The 19,112-nt window shown below is 72.8% G+C and carries 21 protein-coding genes; 12 read left to right on the top strand and 9 right to left on the bottom strand.

Features of this window, described 5'->3' with window-relative positions; translation table 11 throughout:
- Positions 1–7 precede the first annotated feature (7 nt).
- The 4 genes from FL583_RS16230 to FL583_RS16245 are packed head-to-tail and all read right to left on the bottom strand — an operon-like array spanning position 8 to position 4,439.
- The gene (locus FL583_RS16230) at positions 8–463 is read right to left on the bottom strand and encodes a hypothetical protein (RefSeq protein ID WP_142705488.1); all 456 of its coding nucleotides are present in this window, start codon (positions 461–463) and stop codon (positions 8–10) included.
- Entirely contained in the window at positions 460–3,759 is a 3,300-nt protein-coding gene (gene lysX / locus FL583_RS16235; RefSeq protein ID WP_142705489.1) for a bifunctional lysylphosphatidylglycerol synthetase/lysine--tRNA ligase LysX, read from the bottom strand. Before lysX ends, FL583_RS16230 begins: the two co-directional genes overlap by 4 nt.
- Positions 3,756–3,956 carry a hypothetical protein gene (locus tag FL583_RS16240; protein ID WP_142705491.1) on the bottom strand — a complete coding sequence of 67 codons (201 nt, stop codon included), beginning with the start codon at positions 3,954–3,956 and terminating at the stop codon, positions 3,756–3,758. The genes lysX and FL583_RS16240 overlap by 4 nt, the downstream gene beginning before the upstream one ends.
- A gap of 54 nt (positions 3,957–4,010) precedes the next feature.
- Entirely contained in the window at positions 4,011–4,439 is a 429-nt protein-coding gene (locus tag FL583_RS16245) for a LysR substrate-binding domain-containing protein (protein WP_142705492.1), read from the bottom strand.
- Between FL583_RS16245 and FL583_RS16250 the strand changes: the two genes are divergently transcribed.
- The 4 genes from FL583_RS16250 (at position 4,431) to FL583_RS16265 (ending at position 6,129) form a co-directional block, all read left to right on the top strand.
- Positions 4,431–4,820 carry a CTP synthase gene (locus FL583_RS16250; protein WP_142705493.1) on the top strand — a complete coding sequence of 130 codons (390 nt, stop codon included), beginning with the start codon at positions 4,431–4,433 and terminating at the stop codon, positions 4,818–4,820. The two genes, FL583_RS16245 and FL583_RS16250, sit on opposite strands and share 9 nt — an antisense overlap.
- A gap of 9 nt (positions 4,821–4,829) precedes the next feature.
- Positions 4,830–5,261 carry an iron chaperone gene (locus tag FL583_RS16255; RefSeq protein WP_142705495.1) on the top strand — a complete coding sequence of 144 codons (432 nt, stop codon included), beginning with the start codon at positions 4,830–4,832 and terminating at the stop codon, positions 5,259–5,261.
- A 33-nt stretch (positions 5,262–5,294) separates the two neighbouring features.
- Positions 5,295–5,588: a DUF1330 domain-containing protein gene (locus tag FL583_RS16260; protein WP_142705496.1), complete on the top strand. Its 294-nt coding sequence runs from the start codon at positions 5,295–5,297 to the stop codon at positions 5,586–5,588.
- Between the two features lie 79 nt (positions 5,589–5,667).
- Positions 5,668–6,129 carry an RICIN domain-containing protein gene (locus FL583_RS16265; RefSeq protein WP_142705498.1) on the top strand — a complete coding sequence of 154 codons (462 nt, stop codon included), beginning with the start codon at positions 5,668–5,670 and terminating at the stop codon, positions 6,127–6,129.
- Here FL583_RS16265 and FL583_RS16270 read toward each other — a convergent pair.
- Positions 6,126–6,788: a response regulator gene (locus FL583_RS16270; RefSeq protein ID WP_142705500.1), complete on the bottom strand. Its 663-nt coding sequence runs from the start codon at positions 6,786–6,788 to the stop codon at positions 6,126–6,128. The two genes, FL583_RS16265 and FL583_RS16270, sit on opposite strands and share 4 nt — an antisense overlap.
- Positions 6,785–8,365, bottom strand: coding sequence for an ATP-binding protein (locus FL583_RS16275; protein WP_142705501.1), 1,581 nt, complete (start codon positions 8,363–8,365; stop codon positions 6,785–6,787). Before FL583_RS16275 ends, FL583_RS16270 begins: the two co-directional genes overlap by 4 nt.
- Before the next feature lie 133 nt (positions 8,366–8,498).
- Here FL583_RS16275 and FL583_RS16280 point away from each other — a divergent pair, with 133 nt between their 5' ends.
- The 4 genes from FL583_RS16280 (at position 8,499) to FL583_RS16295 (ending at position 12,023) form a co-directional block, all read left to right on the top strand.
- Positions 8,499–9,314 carry an ABC transporter ATP-binding protein gene (locus tag FL583_RS16280; RefSeq protein WP_142705502.1) on the top strand — a complete coding sequence of 272 codons (816 nt, stop codon included), beginning with the start codon at positions 8,499–8,501 and terminating at the stop codon, positions 9,312–9,314.
- Between the two features lie 130 nt (positions 9,315–9,444).
- Positions 9,445–10,254 (top strand): ABC transporter permease, encoded by an 810-nt coding sequence (locus tag FL583_RS16285; RefSeq protein WP_205752204.1) that lies wholly within the window; start codon positions 9,445–9,447, stop codon positions 10,252–10,254.
- Between the two features lie 11 nt (positions 10,255–10,265).
- Entirely contained in the window at positions 10,266–11,288 is a 1,023-nt protein-coding gene (locus FL583_RS16290) for an ABC transporter substrate-binding protein (RefSeq protein ID WP_142705503.1), read from the top strand.
- 282 nt (positions 11,289–11,570) lie between these two features.
- Positions 11,571–12,023, top strand: coding sequence for an SHOCT domain-containing protein (locus FL583_RS16295; RefSeq protein WP_142705504.1), 453 nt, complete (start codon positions 11,571–11,573; stop codon positions 12,021–12,023).
- 20 nt (positions 12,024–12,043) lie between these two features.
- On the opposite strand, the gene FL583_RS16300 is transcribed toward FL583_RS16295, so the two are convergent.
- Complete coding sequence (locus FL583_RS16300) at positions 12,044–13,222, bottom strand: sugar efflux transporter (RefSeq protein ID WP_205752183.1); 1,179 nt, start codon at positions 13,220–13,222, stop codon at positions 12,044–12,046.
- A 159-nt stretch (positions 13,223–13,381) separates the two neighbouring features.
- Between FL583_RS16300 and FL583_RS16305 the strand changes: the two genes are divergently transcribed.
- Positions 13,382–14,104: an STAS domain-containing protein gene (locus tag FL583_RS16305; RefSeq protein ID WP_142705505.1), complete on the top strand. Its 723-nt coding sequence runs from the start codon at positions 13,382–13,384 to the stop codon at positions 14,102–14,104.
- A gap of 52 nt (positions 14,105–14,156) precedes the next feature.
- Complete coding sequence (locus FL583_RS16310; protein WP_142705506.1) at positions 14,157–15,134, top strand: chemotaxis protein CheB; 978 nt, start codon at positions 14,157–14,159, stop codon at positions 15,132–15,134.
- Here the strand turns inward: FL583_RS16310 and FL583_RS16315 are convergent.
- The gene (locus tag FL583_RS16315; protein ID WP_170323680.1) at positions 15,131–15,514 is read right to left on the bottom strand and encodes an STAS domain-containing protein; all 384 of its coding nucleotides are present in this window, start codon (positions 15,512–15,514) and stop codon (positions 15,131–15,133) included. The genes FL583_RS16310 and FL583_RS16315 overlap by 4 nt on opposite strands.
- 131 nt (positions 15,515–15,645) lie before the next feature.
- On the opposite strand from FL583_RS16315, the gene FL583_RS16320 reads away from it, so the two are divergent.
- Positions 15,646–16,038, top strand: a complete 393-nt coding sequence (locus FL583_RS16320) for an ATP-binding protein (RefSeq protein WP_142705508.1) — start codon at positions 15,646–15,648, stop codon at positions 16,036–16,038.
- A gap of 1 nt (position 16,039) precedes the next feature.
- Here FL583_RS16320 and FL583_RS16325 read toward each other — a convergent pair whose 3' ends face one another.
- Entirely contained in the window at positions 16,040–18,313 is a 2,274-nt protein-coding gene (locus FL583_RS16325; protein ID WP_142705509.1) for a putative bifunctional diguanylate cyclase/phosphodiesterase, read from the bottom strand.
- A gap of 134 nt (positions 18,314–18,447) precedes the next feature.
- Between FL583_RS16325 and FL583_RS16330 the strand changes: the two genes are divergently transcribed.
- A complete protein-coding gene (locus FL583_RS16330) occupies positions 18,448–19,083 on the top strand; it encodes a hypothetical protein (RefSeq protein WP_142705510.1) in 636 nt (211 codons plus the stop codon).
- Positions 19,084–19,112: the final 29 nt, after the last annotated feature.

Raw genomic sequence — 19,112 nt, forward strand, 5'->3', positions numbered from 1 at the left:
GGTGTCGTCAGCTCCGCTCGTCGGTCGTGGCGGCCACGGGGATCGCGGAGAGGCGGGCTCGGCGGCGCTCGGCCGGCGGGCCCGGCCGCGCCGTCCGGAGGAGCACCCGGCGGGCTCCGTAGAACAGAAAGACGGCCAGCGGCACTTCGGCCACCGCCGCCTCCAGGATGCTCGCCGCGAGCTCGTCACCCGTCGCGGTCGTGATGTCGAACCACGCGTCGCAGAGCAGCAGCGTCCCGGTGAGCATCGCCCAGAGCACGACGGCCAGCCGGTGCCGGTATGCCATCCACGCGGTCGTCGCCAGGCAGGCGATCAGCGCGACGTCGAACCCGACCCAGGTCAGCGGCCAGCGCCGGGCGGTGTGCTCGTCGGGCAGCGTCAGCCCGAGCAGCACCGTCCACGGAATCAGCACCAGGCAGGCCAGCGTCAACACGACCAGGAACCGCAGCCGCGGCCCCTTCACGACGACGGCACCGGTCTGGAGAACGGGAACGCCAGCGTCGCCCGGATGTTCGTGCCGGTCAGGAACATCACCAGCCGGTCGACGCCGAGGCCCAGCCCGCCGGTCGGGGGCATCGCGTACTCCAGCGCGGTCAGGAACGACTCGTCGATCTGCATCGCCTCGGGATCGCCCGCGGCGGCCTTGATCGACTGCGCGGTGAGCCGTTCCCGCTGGTCGACCGGGTCGACGAGCTCGGAATAGGCAGTGCCCAGCTCGGCCCCGTAGGCGACCAGGTCCCAGCGTTCGGCCAGCCGGCGGTCGTCGCGGTGGGCCCGGGTCAGTGGCGAGGTGTCGAGCGGGAAGTCGGTGTAGAACGTCGGATAGGTGGTGTTCTTCTCCACCAGAGCGTCGTACAGCTCGACCGCGAGCTCGCCCGGCGTCGCGTCCGCCGGAGCATGGACGGAGTGCCGGGCGCAGACCTCCCGGAAGACGCGGAGCGGGGTGTCCGGAGCCAGAGCGGTGCCGGTGGCCGCGCTGATCGCGTCGTGGACGGTCACGACCGGCCAGGATCCACTCAGATCGACCGGCCCGGAGGGGCGCACAGCGATCGGCGCGCCGTGCACCGCGGTCGCGACCTCGAGGATCAGCGCGCGGGTCAGCTCACGCATGTCGGTGTAGTCCGCGTAGGCCTGATACGCCTCCAGCGACGTGAACTCCGGGTTGTGGGTCGCGTCGACACCCTCGTTGCGGAAGTTGCGGTTGAGCTCGAAGACCCTCGGCATCCCGGCCACGCACAGCCGCTTGAGGTACAGCTCGGGGGCGATCCGCAGGTACAGGTCGGTGTCGTAGGCGTTGATGTGCGTCCGGAACGGCCGGGCGGCCGCGCCGCCGTGCACGGCCTGCAGCATCGGCGTCTCCACCTCGGTGAACCCCCGCTGGGCGAACGCGTCCCGCAGGGCCCGGACGGCCACGCTGCGCTGCTGCAGCACCTGCATCGCGTCCGCGTTGACCAGGAGGTCGAGGTAGCGCTGCCGGACCCGCGCCTCCGGGTCGGAGAACCCGGCGTGCGCGTCCGGCAGCGGCCGGAGGCACTTGGCCGCCATCGTCCAGTCGTCCGCCAGCACCGACAGCTCACCTCGTTCCGAGGTGACGACCTCCCCGGTGACGCCGACGTGGTCGCCGAGGTCGACGGTCTGCTTCCACAATTCGCGGACGCTTCGCGGCGTGCCGTCGGCGGTCAGCATGACCTGGAGGGTGACCCCGTCGTCCTGAAGTACACCGAAGCTGACGCCGCCGAGGTCGCGAAGTGCCCGGACCCGGCCGGTGACGCTGGTGGTGACGCCGGTGCGATGGTTCGGCGGGAGGCCCGGGTGGGCGGCGCGGATCTCGGCCAGCGTCGCGGTGCGCGGGACGGTGACCGGGTACGGGTCGTGGCCGTTCCGGGCGAGCAGCTCGGCCTTGGCCCGCCGGGCGCTCTGCTGCTGGTTGAGCCGGTACTGCGGGTGGGCCGGGCGGAGCAGTTCGTCGTCCTGCTTGCGGACCTCGTCGGCGAACCCGTCCTCGAGCGCGCGGGTCCGCGGCGGGATGCCGGGCAGGAACCCCTCGGCGATGCCGGCCGCGATCGCCGCGCGGGTCAGCGTCAGGCTGGAGTCGAAGCAGACGAACCGGGGCAGCCAGGTCGGCAGGTACTTCGCGTTCGAGCGGTACAGCGACTCCAACTGCCAGAACCGCGACGCGACCGAGAGCACCGCGTCGGTGAGCCGGGTGACCGGGCCGGCGCCGATCTGGTCGCCCGCGCTGAACACCGCCCGGAACATCGCGAAGTTCAGCGAGATCCGGCGGACGGCCAGGCTCGGAGCGGCCTCGATCAGGCCCGCGACCATGAACTCGTTGAGCCCGTTCTCGGCGGTGCGGTCGCGGCGCATCAGGTCGAGCGAGAGCCCGCGGGCGCCCCAGGGCACGAAGCTGAGCAGCCCGCGGACCTCGCCGCCGGCGTCGTGCGCGGTGACCAGCACGCAGCGGTCGTCGCTGGGGTCGCCGAACCGGCCGAGCGCCATCGAGAAGCCGCGCTCGGGCGCGTCCCCGCGCCAGGCGTGGGCCCGCAGCTCCAGGTGCGGCCACTCCTCCGGAGCGACCTCGCTGTGACGGCGGGCGGTGAGCGTGTAGCCGGCCCGCCGGATCCGGGTGACGGCCTGCCGGACCGGCCGCATCGTCCGGCCCTCGAGCGTGAAGTCCTCGACCTCGACGATCGCCTCGTCCCCGAGGCTCAACGCCTTCAGACCTCGTCCGACGTAGGCCGCGGCCCCGTTCTCGCTGGCACTGAGGACGGCCGGGAACCAGCCGTGCGCGCGGGCGTCGGCCAGCCAGGCGTCGATCGCGGCCGGCCAGGACGCCGGGTGGCCGATCGGGTCGGCGCTGGCCAGGCTGACCGACGCGACGACCCGGTAGGTGATCGCGGCCCGGCCGTCGGGCGAGAAGATCACCGACTTGTCGCGCCGGGTCGCGAAGTAGCCCAGCGAGTCGCGGTCGCCGCTCTCCAGCAGCAGCCGACGGACGGTCAGCTCGTCGTCGGCGCCCAGGAACTGGGCCGCGCGGGCCGCGCGGAGGAACACCGCGACGGCGGCGAGCAGCGCGATCGCCGACAGCGTGCCGCCGAGCGCGGCCACCCAGTGGTGACCGAGGTGGCCGTTGAGGCCGGCCCGGTCGCCGGCCGCGGTGAAGCCGAACGCCGAGCGGTTGGCCCAGGTCAGCTTCTCCCGGGTGCCGTGCAGGGTGCGGGGGAAGAGCTCGGTGAGGCCGAACGTCAGGGCCCAGGACGCGATCAGGCCGCTGGCCAGGACGGCCAGCGCGGCCCGGCGGGAGAACGGGGCCAGGTGGGCCGGGAACGCGCTGCGGGCCCGCCAGAGGAGCACCGCCAGCGCCAGTCCGACGGCCGCCGCGACGCCGGTCAGCACGACCTCGAGCCGGGTCAGGTCGAGGTCGGTGGCGTCGAGGTCGTCCCAGTTCGCGGCCGCGATGCCGACGACCAGCACCTGCGTCGGGGCGGCGATGAGCTGGGCCGCGATCGCCAGCCAGAGCGCGGCCCGCAGGCGGCGGCGCAGCGCGCTGCCGAGGAGCAGCAGCCCGACGATGACGAACAGGCTCCGGGTGGTCGGGACGTTCAGCAGGCCGAACGCGTAGTCGACCCAGTGGGCCCAGCGCATCCGTCGCAGCGGCAGGCTGAGGAGCAGCCACACCCCCGCGATCGTGACCAGCCGCCCGGACCACGCCGCCACCCGATCCGGCCAGTGCCGCGATCCGGAACTCTCCGCACTCACCGGAGCAGTGTGCCACCCGCGAGCGCGCGGACTAGGGGAGCGAAGGAATCGGCGCGGGCCCGGGGCACCAGGAGTTCGGTGCGGTGGACGACGTCGGGGGTGTGCAGGGGGAGGGCCGTCACGCCGGGGACGGCAGGGACGCGGCCGGTCGGGACCAGCGCGAGGCCTTGGTTGTCGGCGACCAGGCGGGCCAGCACGGCGACGTCGGTGCCGCGGTAGCGGAAGCGGCCGGTGGAGTTCGGGCCGGCCGCTCAGGGGATGCGGCCGGGGTCGCAGCGGAGGTCGGGAGCGTCGATCCAGCGGGCGTCGCGGATCGATTCGAGGTCGAGGCGGCCGAGCGTCGCCAGCGGGTGGTCGGCGGGAAGCAGCACGAGCAGCCGGACCTCGCTGACCAGGCACCGGGTGAGCACGCCGGGCTCGGTCACGCCCAGCGGCCCGTTCGGCGCGGTCACCCCGTCGACCGCGGCCGCGTCCACGGTGCCCGAGGCCAGTCGTCCGACCGCGTCGTCGGCCGGGGTGAGGATCAGTTCGACGTCGGGGAGCGCGCGCAGGCCGGTGAGCAACCGCTCGCCGGCCGCGAGCGGCGTGGCCGCGACGACCAGCGGCCGCCCGGCGCCCGCCCGGAGGATCTCCTGGCGGGCGACGTCCGCGCGGAGCAGCAGGTGCTGGGCGTGGGTCATCAGGCCGACGCCCTCGGCGGTGAGCCGGACCGGGCGCCGGTGCAGCAGGCGCCGGCCGAGGTGGACGTGGTCGCCGGCACCCGGGCGGCGGAGATCCTCGGGGCCGGGCGGCGCACCGAGCGGTTCTTCTGCAGCTACGGGCTCGACGACCGGTTCCGGGCCCGGCTGGAGGCGGCCGGGCTGGTGTTCTCGGCCGCCGACGACCAGGGGACGAGCCGGATGGTCGAGCTGCCCGGTCATCCGTTCTTCCTCGCGTCGCTGTTCCAGCCCGAGCTGTCGTCGGACGTGTCCTGGGTCCACCCGCTGATCCGGGCGTTCGCCGACGCGGCGGCGGAGCAGTCGGTCAGGAATCGAGAAGCGTCGGCGATCCGGCGTTCCTAGCCTGGAGACATGACTGAGAGCGACGGATTTTCCGCTGAAGAGCGCGCGGCGATGAAGCAGCGCGCGGCCGAGCTGCGCGCCGAGGGCAAGAAGGGCGCGAAGAAGGCCGACGGCCTGCAGCAGCTGCTCGACGCGATCGCGGCGATGGGCCCCGACGACCGGGCGCTGGCCGAGCGGGTGCACGTGACGGTCACCGCGGCGGCCCCGCAGCTCATGCCGAAGACCTGGTACGGGTTCCCCGCGTACACCGACGCGGCCGGCAAGGTCGTGGTGTTCTTCCAGCACGCGGGCAAGTTCAAGTACCGCTACGCGACGCTCGGTTTCCAGGACTCGGCCGCGCTCGACGACGGCGAGATGTGGCCGGTCGCGTACGCGTTGACCGCGTGGTCGCCGGACGTCGAGAAGCGAATCACCGACCTGGTCCGCACGGCCGCGTCGTAGCGTTTAGCTGTTCCTGCGTCTCGCGGAGGTTTCATGGCCAAGGGCTACTGGGTCAGCGTCTATCGCACCATTTCGGACCCCGACAAACTCGCTGCCTACAACGCGCTGGCCGGGCCGGCCGTCCGGGCCGCGGGTGGCCGCACCCTGGTCCGGGGCGGCCGGGTCGAGGCGCGCGACGCAGGCATCGCCGAGCGCACCGTGCTGGTCGAGTTCGACAGCTTCGAGCACGCGGTCGCGGCCTACGAGAGTGCGGCCTACCGCGAGGCGCTGGCCGCCCTCGCCGACGGCGTCGAACGCGACTTCCGCATCGTCGAGGGCATCGACTGAAGCGGGGCCGCGACCGCACCCGCGTCGGTGCCATACTCGTCCCGTTTGTGGCATATCGCACACATGCGGGGGAATCATCATGCGCATTCGAACCCTGGTCACCGGCGCCCTCCTGGGCGCGGCGGTCGCCGTCAGTCAGCTGATCCCGGGCACCGCGCTCGCCGGGACCTTCAACACCTACACGAACCTCGCGACCGGCTTCTGTCTCGACAGCAACGGTCAGGGCCGCGTCTACACGCTCGGCTGCAACGGCGGCAGCTTCCAGAAATGGATCCTGCACCGGGTCGACGGCGGCTATACGCTCCGCAACCTCGCCACCGGCTTCTGCCTCGACAGCAACACCGAGGGCAGGGCCTACACGCTGGGCTGCAACGGTGGGAACTACCAGGTCTGGCAGCGCGAGGTCCACGGCAGCCAGCGCACCTGGCGCAACCTCTCCACCGGCTTCTGCCTGGACAGCAACACCGACGGCAAGGTCTACACGCTCGGCTGCAACGGCGGCAGCTACCAGCGCTGGACCCCGGCCAGCGGCACGTACTAACCCCGCCACGCGTAGCGGTGCTCCGGCCGCCCGGTCGAGCCGTAGCGCAGCGTCATGACGATGCGCCCGTCGGCGGCCAGATCGGACAGGTAGCGCTGTGCGGTCGCGCGGGAGATACCGGTCTCGGTCGCCACGTCGGCGGCCGAGACCGGGACCCCGGCCTCCCGGACCGCCGTGGTCACCAGCCGGGCCGTGTGCTCGGAGCGGCCCTTGGGCAGGCCCGCGTCGAGGCGGTCGCCGCCGCGCATCAGCCGGACCGCCCGGTCGATCTCGCGCTGGTCGAGCGTCCGGTCGCCGCGCAGGTGGTCGCGGTAGCGCGCGTACGCGCGCAGGCGCTCGGCCAGCGCGGCCTGGGTGAACGGCTTCACCAGGTAGTTGACGACGCCCCGGGTGAGCGCCTCGCGGACCGTGGCCACGTCGCCGGCCGCGGTGAGCATCAGGACGTCACAGCCGAGGTCGGCGACCAGCCGGGTACCGAACGCGTCCGGCAGGTACTGGTCGAGCAGCACCAGGTGGGGGCGCGCCCCGGGCACCGCGGCCAGCGCTTCGGCACCGCTGTGCGCCACCCCGACCACTCCGAACCCCGGCGTCTCCCGCACGTAGCGTGCGTGCAGCTCGGCCACCCGGTAGTCGTCGTCGACCACCAGCACCCGGATCATCCGACCTCCACCACTCCCGGTAGCCGCGCCTCGAACACCGCGCCGCAGTCCAGTCCCGACGCCCGGGCCAGCGTGACGTCCCCGCCGTGCCGCCGGGCCGCCCGCCGGGCCAGCACCAGCCCGAGGCCGTGCGGCCGGTCCCGATCCGCGCCCGCCGTCGTGTACCCGTCCTCGAAGACACGCTCCCCGGTGTCGCCGGGGACGCCGTCGCCACTGTCGACGGTCACCATCCGTAGCGTGTCCCGCTCCGACACGACGGTCAGCTCCACCCAGCCCGGCTGCCGCCGGCCCAGCCGGGCCGCCCGCACCGCGTTGTCGGTCAGGTTCCCGAGCACGGTGATGACGTCCAGCGGCGCGTGCACCCGGGCCGGCAGGTACGTCTCCTCCGAGAGCCGCAGTACGACGCCGGCCTCGGCGGCGACGACGGTCTTGGCCGACAGGACCCCACGCAGGTAGGGGTCCCGGATCGGGCCGTCGGAGCCGGTGTCGCCGGCCAACTCGCCCAGGTACGTCCGGGCCTCGTCGTGCTCGCCGATGTGCAGCAGCCCGGCCAGCGTGTGCAGCCGGTTCGTGTGCTCGTGGGCCTGGGCCCGCAGGGCGTCCGAGAGCGTCCGGACCATGTCGAGCTCGCGGGCCAGAGCGTCGGCCTCGGTGCGGTCACGCAGGGTCAGGACCCGGCCGAGGTCCCGGCTGCCGTGCCGCACCGGCCCGGCCGTGACGACCAGCAGCCGTTCGCCCGCGACCACGAGTGCTCCGCGGGCGTCCGTCCCGCTCAGGAGCGTCCGCATGCGTGGGGGAAGGGACGCGGCCGACAGCGGGGTGCCGGGCGCGATCGGGCCGCCGAGCAGGTCGGCCGCCGTGCCGTTGCAGACCGTGATGCGGTCGGCGCGGTCGACCGCGAGGACGCCCTCGGCGATGCCGTGCATCACCGCCTCCCGCTCCCGGAGGAGGTCGGCCAGGTCGGTGGGTTCCAGGCCGAGGGTCTGGCGGCGCAGCCGCTGCGCGAGGGCGACGGTGCCGAGGATGCCGGCCAGCAGCGCGACCCCGGTGACGATCCCCGCCGTCCGGAACAGCACGGCGGTCGCCCGCGTCACCTCGGTCAGGGCGATGCCGACGCTCACCTCGCCGACGATCGTGCCGCCGGGCTCGGAGTAGAGCGGGACCTTGCCCCGGGCCGAGAGCCCCAGCGTGCCGCGCTCGACGTTCACGACCTCGCGTCCGGACAGCGGCCCGCTCGGATCGGTGCTGACCCGCTCGCCGATGCGCTCCGGGTCGGTGTGCGAGTAGCGGATCCCACGGTCGTCGGTGATGACGACGAACAGCGCGCCGGTGCGGGTGCGGACGTCGTCGGCGAGCGCCTGGACGCGGGTCGGGTCGTGCGCCGCCACGTGGGCCGCGATCGACGGATCGGACGCCACCGACTGGGCGATCGCTAGCGCCCGGGCCTCGTACTGGTGCTCGAGCGTCCGTCGTAACAGGACCGCGACCAGCGCCGAGCCGGCCCCGACCACCAGCAGCAGAATCGCGACCTGGAGCAGCAGCACCTGAGTTGCGAAGCGTGGGACTCGCCTCACCATGCCGGAACCTTACGGCCGCCGGGCCCGCGCCGGGCCCGTGAGCAGAACGCGCAGAACGCGACTTGTGCGCCGTTGGCCGCGCAACGCGCACAAGGATGTTCACGCGCCGGAAACATCTTTACGGTCCCGGCCCATGACCCAGCTCACAGAGCCAGTGATTGCGCTACGGGCCGCCACGAAAGTCTTTACGAATCGGGACGGCGAGAGGCACACCGCGATCCGGGACGTCACGTTCGACGTCCACGCGGGGGAGTTCGTCAGCGTCGTCGGCCCGACCGGGTGCGGGAAGTCGACGACGCTCGGGCTGATCTCCGGGCTCGCTCCGGCGACGTCCGGGACCGTCGAAGTGGCCGGGGCTCCGGTGCGGGAGATCCCGTCCGGGCTCGGGTACATGTTCCAGCAGGACGCCGTGCTGCCCTGGCGGACCGTGCTCGACAACGTGGCGGCCGGGCCGCGGTACCGGGGTGCGTCGCGGGCTTCGGCCCGGTCGGCGGCGGGCGAGTGGGTGGCCAAGGTCGGGCTGGCCGGTTTCGAGAAGTACTACCCGCACCAGTTGTCGGGCGGGATGCGCAAGCGGGTCGCGCTGGCCCAGACGCTGGTGAACGAGCCCGGGATCCTGCTGATGGACGAGCCGTTCGGGGCGCTCGACGTCCAGACCCGGGAGCACATGCAGGACCTGCTGCTCTCGCTGTGGGCCGAGAACCGGGCCGCGGTGGTGTTCGTGACCCACGACCTGACCGAGGCGATCGCGCTGGCCGATCGGGTAGTCGTGATGACGGCCGGGCCGGCGACGGTGAAGGACGTCGTGCCGGTGGGGCTGGAGCGGCCGCGGACGGTCGAAGAGATCCGGCTCGAGGAGTCGTTCCTCGAGGTGTACCGCCGGGTGTGGGACTCGCTGCGTGAAGAGGTCGAGATCACCCGGGCGAGGGGAGCGGCTCGTGTCGCCTGAGACGAGTGCGTCGGCCGGTGCTCCCTCGCCGGCGAAGGCTTCCTCGGCCGGTGCCTCCTCGGCGGCGGGCGCTTCCTCGGGGGCGCCGGACGCCGCCACCGGTGCGGGTCCCGCGTCCGCCACCGGGGCGGTGCCCGGGGCCGCGCGGCGGCGGCACGCCGTGCGGGTCTGGGGGACGCGCGCCGGGCTGATCGCCGCCTGGCTGCTGAGCTGGGAGCTGTCGGCCCGGTACCTGATCGATCCGTTCTACTACTCGCAGCCCTCGGCGATCTGGCGCCGGCTGGTCGAGTGGTTCACCGACGGGACCGCGTTCGGCTCGATCTGGCTGCAGATCTGGGTCACGCTCCAGGAGTCGGTGGCCGGGTTCGTGATCGGCGCGGTCGCCGGTGTCGTGCTCGGCGTCCTGCTCGGACGGAGCCGGTTCCTGGCCGAGGTCTGCGCGCCGTTCATCAAGGCGGCCAACGCGATCCCCCGGATCGTGCTCGCGTCGCTGTTCGTGATCTGGTTCGGGCTCGGGCTCTCGTCCAAGGTCGCGACCGCGGTCGTGCTGGTGTTCTTCGCGGTGTTCTTCAACGCGTTCCAGGGCGCCCGCGAGGTCGACAGGACGCTGGTCGACAACGCCCGGATCCTCGGCGCGTCCCCGCGGGCGGTGCTGCTCACGATCGTGCTGCCGTCCGCGACCTCGTGGATCCTCGCGTCGCTGCACGTCGCGTTCGGGTTCGCGCTGATCGGCGCGGTGGTCGGCGAGTACACCGGCGCCGACAAGGGCCTCGGCCTGCTGATCAACAACGCCCAGGGCACGTTCGACGCCGCCGGCATCTACGCCGGAATGGTCGTCATCACGGTGATCGCGCTGCTCGCCGAGTGGCTGCTCACCCGGTTGGAGAGCCGGCTGCTGGCCTGGCGTCCGCCGTCCACCAACGTCGAAACGATCGCGTGAGGGAGCTCGGGATGCGTCGAATCATGGCAGTGGCACTGGTGGCGGTCTGCGCGCTGGCCGGGTGCCGGGACTCCCGGGGCGACACCGGTGAATCCGGAGGCCAGGAGCAGGTCACGATCATGGTGGGCGGGATAGACAAGGTGATCTACCTGCCGGCCAAGCTCACCGAGTCGCTCGGCTACTTCTCCGACGAGAAGATCGCGGTGAAACTGCTGACCGAACCGGCCGGGGCCCAGGCCGAGAACGTGCTGATCGCCGGCGACGTGCAGGGCGTCGTCGGGTTCTACGACCACACGGTGGACCTGCAGACCAAGGGCAAGTGCGTGCAGAGCGTCGTCCAGTTCGCGGACGTCCCGGGCGAGGCCGAGGTGGCCGCGGCCGACCAGACGCTGACGACGCCGGCCGACTTCAAGGGCAAGCGGCTCGGCGTCACCAGCCCCGGGTCCTCGACCGACTTCCTCACCCAGGCCCTGGCCGCCCGGGCGAAGCTGACGAAGTCCGACTACACGACCGTGAAGGCCGGCGCCGGCCAGACGTTCATCGCCGCGATCGAGAACGGCGGGATCGACGCCGGCATGACCACCGACCCGACGATCGCCCGGCTGGTGACCAGCGGCAAGGGCAAGGTCGTGCTCGACATGCGGACGGAGGAGGGCACCCGGGCCGCGCTCGGCGGTCTCTACCCGGCCAGCTCGCTGTACATGGACTGCGCGTACGTGTCGGCGCACAAGCCGACCGTACAGAAGCTGGCCAACGCATTCGTGAAGACGCTGAAGTGGATCGACACGCACTCGGCCGAGGAGATCGCGGCGAAGATGCCGAAGCAGTACGCGGCCGACGACCCGACGCTCTACGCGAAGTCGATCAACGACAGCAAGGGCATGTTCACCGCCGACGGCGTGATGGACGCGGACGGGGCGAAGAACGTGCTCGAGGTGCTGGCGACGTTCTCGCCGAACGTCCAGGGAAAGAAGGACTCGATCGACCTGTCGAAGACGTACACGACGGAGTTCGTCGAGAAGGCCGCCTCGTAGGCAGGTGCCTGCTCCTCGGTGCGCTCCCGCGCATCGAGGAGCAGCCGTCCGTCAAAGGACGTGGGCCAGATGTGACTCCGAGGCGGCGGAGTCCATATAGTTACCTCCGGACGGAGCCTTTCGGTCACGGTAGGGTCGCGTTGCGTATACCCGGAGTTGCGCTTGGTGCGCAAGCGACTAACGGGTCGTCTGTGCAGGCGGTGTGGCCTGCGCTTTTCCGCTGTTCGTCCAATGTCCTGGGAATCCCGCCGGGGCCGCGACGACCCCCTTACTCTCGGCTGCGTGACGGGTCCTTCGCCGCTATCGCCCACTCCCCAGCACCCCCTCGTGGTGCAGGGACGGTCCGAGCAGATCACGTACGACGGCGCCTGGGTCACGATCCAAGACCCCGGCCAGCCGAGCCGGCCCGGTGACCGGCGCGCACCGATCGAAGACATCACCGACGTCGAGATCAAGGCCGCGCGCTTCGGTGGACGCCAGGTCCGCATCGAGTACGCCCGCGGGAGCGACCGGCCGTCGCTGACGGTCGCGTTCAAGGGCAACCAGCAGGAGTCGCTGGCCGTGCTCGTGGCCGCGATCAACGCGGCCCGGGACGCGATCCACTCGCCGCGCCCGCCGGTCTCGCCCGCCCCGGCCGACGCCGGGGACGAGCTCCGCCGGCTCTGGCAGCTGGTCCAGCGCGGCGAGATCAGCCGCGAGCAGTTCGAGGACGCCAAGGGCCGTCTGTTCCGGTGACGGGCGCCGCGGCTCGCGCCTCAGGTGACGGGCACCGCGGCGCGCGGGCTCACCGACGTCGGACGCATGGCGAGCAGTAGCCCGAGCCCGGCGACGCAGAGCACCGCGCAGACGGCGTAGCCGACGCGGTAACCGACCTGCTGGGAGAGCCCGAGCAGCGGTGCGGCCAGCGTCGACCCGATCGGGAACGCGTTGTTGAACAGCGTGGACGCCCGGCCCGGCTGGCTGGGCAGCAGGTCCTGGAAGTACGTGATGCCGATGCCGCCGAGCAGCGCGATCCCGGCCGCGTTCAGCACCTGAGCGACCGCGACCTGGCCGGTGCCGGTGGAGATCGCGACCGTCGCGAAGTAGGCGAACGACACGACCGGCCCGGCCAGGAACAGCGTCCGGACGCCGAGGCGCGACGCCAGCACGCCGAACCCGAGGATCAGCGGCACCTCGAGCAACGCGCAGAGGCCGAGCAGCAGACCGGTGTCGCGGACGTCGCCGTGCAGGTCGTGGGCGACGAAGAGCGGCAGCGCCTGCACCGCGAACGTCGCCGCCGCCTGCACCAGGATCAGCGCGACGACGCTCACCCAGACCACCCGGCCGGACTGATCGGCGCCGGTCGGGGCGTCCGGGTCGTGGGCCGGCGCCGGCCGCGGCTCGGGCAGCCCGAACGCCGCCACGAGCCCGGCGGCCAGGTAGATCAGCGTCGAGACCCCGAAGATCAGCGTGAAGCCGCCCGCGTCGATGAGCAGCGCGGCGACGAACGGCCCGGCCACCCACGACACGGAGAGCATCGTCCGGAGCATGCTCGTCGTCATCGCGGCGCGCTCGCCGCGGCCGAACGCGGTGCGCGCGTACGCGAAGAGCTGCGGGAGCAGCGCGGTGGAGAGCGCGATCGCGGTCGCGGTGACCAGCAGCAGCACCCAGTAGTTCCGGACGATTGCGCTGATGCCGCAGCCGGCCGCTCCGGCGGCCGACGTCCCGAGGATCAGCAGGCGACGGACCGGGAACCGGTCGGAGACGCGTCCGAGCAGGCTGGACGCCAGCACGCCGGCGATCGGGACGACTAGCAGGAACACCGTGACCAGGGCCGGGGTGGCGTGCACGGCGTCGGTGAGGAACAGTGCCCGGAACGGGAGCGTCATGGCCATCGCGAGGCCGATCGCGAGGAAGGCGAGGACGAGTGCAGAGAGACGTGGCTGCCGGGTCACCGTGCGACCGCTGAGAGTGATAACGGATTCCCAGTAGGACTAGCGACAAAAAGATCGGGCACGTCACCATGATGCCGTAGGGGTGACCGAGCGTTCGAACGGCGTACGCCACACCCGTGGACGCTTGCGCTTTCCGGACGAGCGAGGTGCGATTGAGTCGTGGGCGTTTTGTCCTGGACGGTGGAACAGGCCGACCGGCGGACGGTCGTCCGGCTGGACGGCTTCTTCGCGCTGCCCGACGTGCCCTCGGTACGCGGTGTGCTGCTCAAATGCCTGGCCGAGTGCCCGTCGGCGGTGGTCGTCGACCTCTCCGGCCTGACGGTGAGCGGGCCGACCGTCCTGACCGTGTTCTCGGCCGTTGTGCGCAGCACGGCGGCCTGGCCGGCCGTGCCGCTCCTGCTGGCCGGGGCCACCGACGAGGTGGCGGCCGCGCTCCGGCGGTCGGGCGCGGGCGCCGAGCTGCCGATCTTCGGTAGCCTGGCCGACGCGCTGGAGTCCGACGGCGTGCACCTCCGGGCCCGCCTCCGGCTGCACCTGGAGCCCACTGCGGACGCCCCGGCCGAGGCCCGTCGCCTGGCCATGGACGCCTGCGCGGCCTGGAATCTCGAGCGGCTCAGCCCGGCCGCGGCCGTGGTCGTCACCGAGCTGGTCGACAACGCGGCCCGGCACGCGGGCACCGCCCTGGAGGTGACGATCGCCTACCGCGGGGCGTATCTGCACCTGTCGGTGACCGACGGGTCGCCCGAGCCGCCGCGGCTGTCCGCCGAGCCCACCGCCGAGGGCGGCCGGGGTCTGCTGCTGGTCGACTCGTTCGCGTCCGGGTGGGGCGTGCTGCCGGTCCCCGACGGCAAGGCGATCTGGGCGACGCTCCCCACCCGCTGAGCCCGGGCCGACATCCGGGAGTGTTTCCGGGTTCGGGGGGCATAGCAGGGCGGTGAACTCGACCCTGATCGTGATCGGAGCCTCGGCCGGCGGAGTGGAGGCGCTGGAGAGCCTCGTCGCCGGCCTGCCCGCCGACCTCGACGCGTCCGTGCTGGTCACGGTGCACCTGATGCCGACCGTCCGCAGCGCGCTGCCGCAGATCCTCAGCCGGGCCGGCCCGCTGGCCGCCTCACCCGCGGTCGACGGGGCGCCGGTACGGCGGGGCGAGATCCTGGTGGCGCCGCCGGACCGGCATCTGCTGCTCGAGGGCGGCCACGTCCGGCTGGGCCGCGGGCCCCGGGTGAACCGGCACCGCCCGTCGATCGACGTGCTGTTCAGCAGCGCGGCCCGGTGGGCGGACGGCGCGGTCGTGGCCGTCGTACTGTCCGGCGCGCTCGACGACGGAGCCGTGGGCTCGGCGATCGTCGCCCGGGCCGGCGGGAAGGTGCTGGTGCAGGACCCGGCGGACGCGCGGTTCCCGGAAATGCCACGGGCCGCGCTGGCCGCCGCCCCGTCCGCGACCACCGTGCCGCTCGCCGGGTTGGCGGCCGCGCTCGCGTCGGCCGCGGCGAGCCGGCCGAAGCCCCGGCCGTCGACGAACGGAGAGGAGCCGGCGATGGCGAGAACCATGTCGGAGAGTGACGACCCGCATTTCCTCGCCGCCGACGAGACCCACCTCACCCGGCTCGTCTGCCCGGACTGCCGGGGCTCGCTGGCCGAGATCGACCTGCCCACGGTGACGTTCTACCGGTGTCACGTCGGACACCAGTGGTCACCGCAGACGCTCGCGGCCGCGCAGTCGGAGTCGACCGAGGCGTTGCTCTGGAGCGCGGTGGCCGCGCTGGAGGAGCAGGCCGCGCTGGGCCGTCACCTGGCCGGCGCGAACGGCGACGACGAACTGTCGGCCGATCACCACCGCTCGGCCGACCGGGCTACCCAGCTGGTCGCGTTGCTCCGCGGCCAGCTCACCGCCGTACCGGGTCCCCGCTAGTGCGACGCGGGCCCGCGTCCGGCGCGATCGGGCGTCACCACCGGCATCTCCGGGAGCGCGCCGGTCAGCGAGGTCGCCGACAGGATCCGCCGGAGCGCGTCCGACGGGTTCGCGACGCCGAGCTCGACGCCGTGGTCGGCGAGCGTCGACCGGGCCCGGAGCAGCGTGGCCAGCCCGCGGGCGTCGACGAAGCGGAGCGCGGCGCAGTCGAGCACCACCAGCCGGGCCGGGCTCGGCAGCAGCCAATCGACCGCGCTCAGCAGCAACGGGCCGCTCTGCAGGTCGAGCTCGCCGTCGAGCTCCAGGTGAGCACCGTTTCCGGACGTGCGGACCGTCACGGTGAACGGGGTGAACGCGTCGGAGAAGGAAGCTTCGGGCATCGGGATCTCCGGTCTGTCGCGGAGGCGCTGTGCCGGGCGGAGTTGCTGTGCCGAGCGGAGGCGCTGTGCCGGGCTGTTGGCCGAACCCATCGAACAGCGTACGCCTCCGGCGGGCGAGCCTCCAGGCAGCGATGACCGGTCCTCTGCGGGCCTGCCTGCGCCAGCACCTGCGGCCCACCGCGGACGCCGGGGCCGAGGCCCGTCACCTGGTGCAGGACGCCTGCGTGGCCTGGCACCTGCCGGACGTCAGCGCGGCCGCGGCCGTGGTCGTCACCGAGCTGGTCGACAACGCGGCCCGGCACGCGGGCACCGACCTGATCGTGACGATCGCCTATCGCGGTGCGTACCTGCACCTGTCGGTGGAGGACCGATCGCCGGACCTGCCTCGCCTGGGCCGGGGGTCCCCGGGGTTCGCGGCCGACCGGGGGCGGGGCCTGCTGCTGGTGGACTCGTTCGCCTGCGGGTGGGGCGTGGTGACCGCGCCGGACGGCAAGACGGTCTGGGCGAGTCTGTCGGCCCGCTGAGTCAGTCTTCCTTCGGTGGCGCGAAGCGCCGTTCGAGGTCGGCGGCCGGCATCGGGCACCCGAACAGGTAGCCCTGGCCGAGGCGGTAGCCGGCCCGGCGGAGCCAGGCCGCCTGCACCCGGGTCTCGATGCCTTCGGCCACGGCCTCGATGCCGAAGTCGTTGACGAACCCGATCAGGTTCCGGGTGATGATCGCGCCCGCTCCGTCCGCGGTCGGTCCGCTCACGAAGGACTTGTCGACCTTGAGGACGTCGACCGGGCAGTCGATGAGCAGGCTGAGCGACGAGTGCCCGGTGCCGAAGTCGTCCAGCGCGACCTTGAGGCCCAGCTTCCGGAGCGCGGTCAGCTGCGGGATCGCCACGTCGGTGCTGAACACCGCGGTCTCGGTGACCTCGAGAACGAGCGCCCGCGCGTCCACCGTGGTCTCCCGGACGACCTTCTCGACCCGCTCGACGAAGTCCGGCTGGGCCAGCTGCCGGGCCGACACGTTGATGCTGATCTTGGTCGGGGCGCGGTCGCCGTAGCGGACCTGCCAGGCGGCGGCGTGCCGGCAGGCGTGCTCGAGCACCCAGTAGCCGAGCTCGACGATCACCCCGTTGCGCTCGGCCAGCGGCACGAAGACGTCCGGGGAGACCAGCCCGCGCTCCGGGTGCTGCCAGCGCACGAGCACCTCGGCGCCGACCGTCGCCTCGGTCCGCAGGTCGACGATCGGCTGGAACAGCACGAGCATCTCCTCCTGGGCCAGCGCGCGGCGCAGGTCGGCGGACAGGTGGGCGGTCTCGTCGGCGGCCCGGTCGAGCGCCGGGTCGAACCAGTGCCGACGGCCGCCGCCCGCGGCCTTGGCCGCGTACATGGCGACGTCGGCGCGGCGCAGCAGCTCGGGCGGGTCGTCGCCGGTGCGGCTGGTCGCGAGGCCGATGCTGGTGCCGCTCAGCACGGTCTGCTCGGCGACCTCGACCGGTTCGCGCGTCGCCGCCAGCACCCGCGCGACCAGCGCCTCGACGTCCGGGGCGCCGTCGGCGTCCTCGGGCACGGCGATCGCGAACTCGTCTCCGCCGAGCCGGGCGACCAGGCCGTGCCCGCCGACGACGTCGGTCAGCCGGGTGCTGAGCACGGTCAGCAGCGCGTCGCCGACGCTGTGCCCGAGCCGGTCGTTGACGGTCTTGAAGTCGTCGACGTCGAGCAGGACCAGGTGGAACCGGCGCTGCGCGGCCAGCAGCCCGTCGAGGTGACGCTCGAGCAGGGCGCGGTTGGCGATCCCGGTGAGCCCGTCGTGGGTGGCCTGGTACTCGACGGTGGCCAGCAGCCGGTTGTTGTCGCGGAGCGCGAGCACCTGGCGGGCGACCACGACCAGGGTAAGCGTCACGGTGACGACCTGCATGATCGTCGTCTCGACCGGGTCGGTGGTGCCGGTGGCCAGCAGCACCGCGGCGGCGGCGGCGACGGCCAGGTAGGGGAGCAGGCTGACGCGGGGGGAGGGCCGCCGCGGGGCCGCCGCGAGCGGATCCGCCTGTCTTTGACGCACGGCGGCGAGGTGGATGCCGAACGCGGCCACCGGGGCCGCCACCATGCTGGTCGACAGGTAGGGCCGGGAGATCAGCAGCGGGGCCAGCGCGCCGACCACCGCGCTGATCGCGGTGCCGGCGGCCAGCGCGTGCAGGGCCCGCCGGTCGAGGCAGCCCGCGCCCGCGAACGCCACCTTGACGAACGTCGCCACCGACAGCCAGGTGAGCACGAGGATCGCCAGCATCGCGCCGCCGGAGCCGGTCTCGGTCGCCCAGTCGTCGTGGTTGCGGATCGAGAAGTGCCAGACCAGCGCGGCCACCGTGACCAGCACCATGCAGGCGTCGAGGCCGAACCGGATCCAGTCGGCCCGGGTCCGCTGCCAGGGCGGCAGCCGCAGCAGCGCCCACAGGGCCAGCCCGAGCACGGCCAGGTAGAGCGCGAGCGTGATCGGCCCGAGGCGCTGTGAGGGGGTGCCGGACCCGAGCGCGTCGACGGCGTTGGACAGCGTCGCGGCCGTGAACAGCCCGCAGGCGAGCGTGAGCTGACGCCAGAACCGCCTGGTCGCGGCGTCGAGCGTGGGGTGATCGGCGAGTCGCCAGCAGGCGTAGCCGGCGAGCAGCGTGGTGACCGGGAGTGCGATCCAGCCGGCCAGGGGCCGCGTCCAGACGTGGAACAGCCCGGTCGTCACCCAGGCCACGTTGACCGCGACGAGCACGCCGGCCGCGCGCAGCGGCCAGCGCCCGTCGGGCGGATGCTCCACGTCGGGCACGAACCCCTCCTCGCGCTGGTGGCAGCGTCCGTGACGCTAGTGGACGCTCGGTGGTCGCGGGGGCCGATGGACGCAGGAGAATGGACGGGCCGAAGAGGGTCAGACCCTTCGGGGGAGGCGCAACCATTGGGCTGGTGGGCGGTTCGCACCCGGGGGCGCCGGTCGTGGGCGCTCAGTTCCACGGCACCTGGGAGATGTACTGGAACGGCACCGCGCCGAACGCGATGTTCACCAAGCACCTGGACACGCTGGCCGCGCAGGGCGTCCAGATGATCCGCACCGACGTCGGCTGGTCGTCGGGCCAGCTCACGAACGTCGCGCCGGACGCGAACCAGTGGTACCACAAGCCCTGGCTGACGTTCCTGGCCCGCACGTACGGCGCGCAGCTGGCCGCGATCGAGGTCTGGAACGAGCCGAACCTGGCCGAGTTCTGCGGCATCGCCGACGCCCACCAGCGGGCGGTCAAGTACGTGCCGATCCTCCAGGCGTCGTACGCGGCGATCAAGGCCGGCCGGGCCTCGCTGCCGGTGATCTTCGCCGGGCCGAGCCAGACCGACGACGGCTTCATCCGCGACTGCTACGACCTCGGGGTCAAGGGCTCCTTCATGCCGGCGATCATCTCGCTGATGGCCGCCCGCGGCGACGGCGCGAAGCCGATCTGGTGGACCGAGTTCGGGTTCAGCGTCCACTCCAACGAGGGCATCCCGGCCGGCCAGGTCTGGCTGTTCGGCGTCCCCACAGCTACGGGCACCAGTACGGCTTCCGGATGATCGAGCCCGACGGCACGCCCAAGGCCCAG

This window comes from Cryptosporangium phraense (assembly GCF_006912135.1).
Taxonomy (GTDB): Bacteria; Actinomycetota; Actinomycetes; order Mycobacteriales; family Cryptosporangiaceae; genus Cryptosporangium; species Cryptosporangium phraense.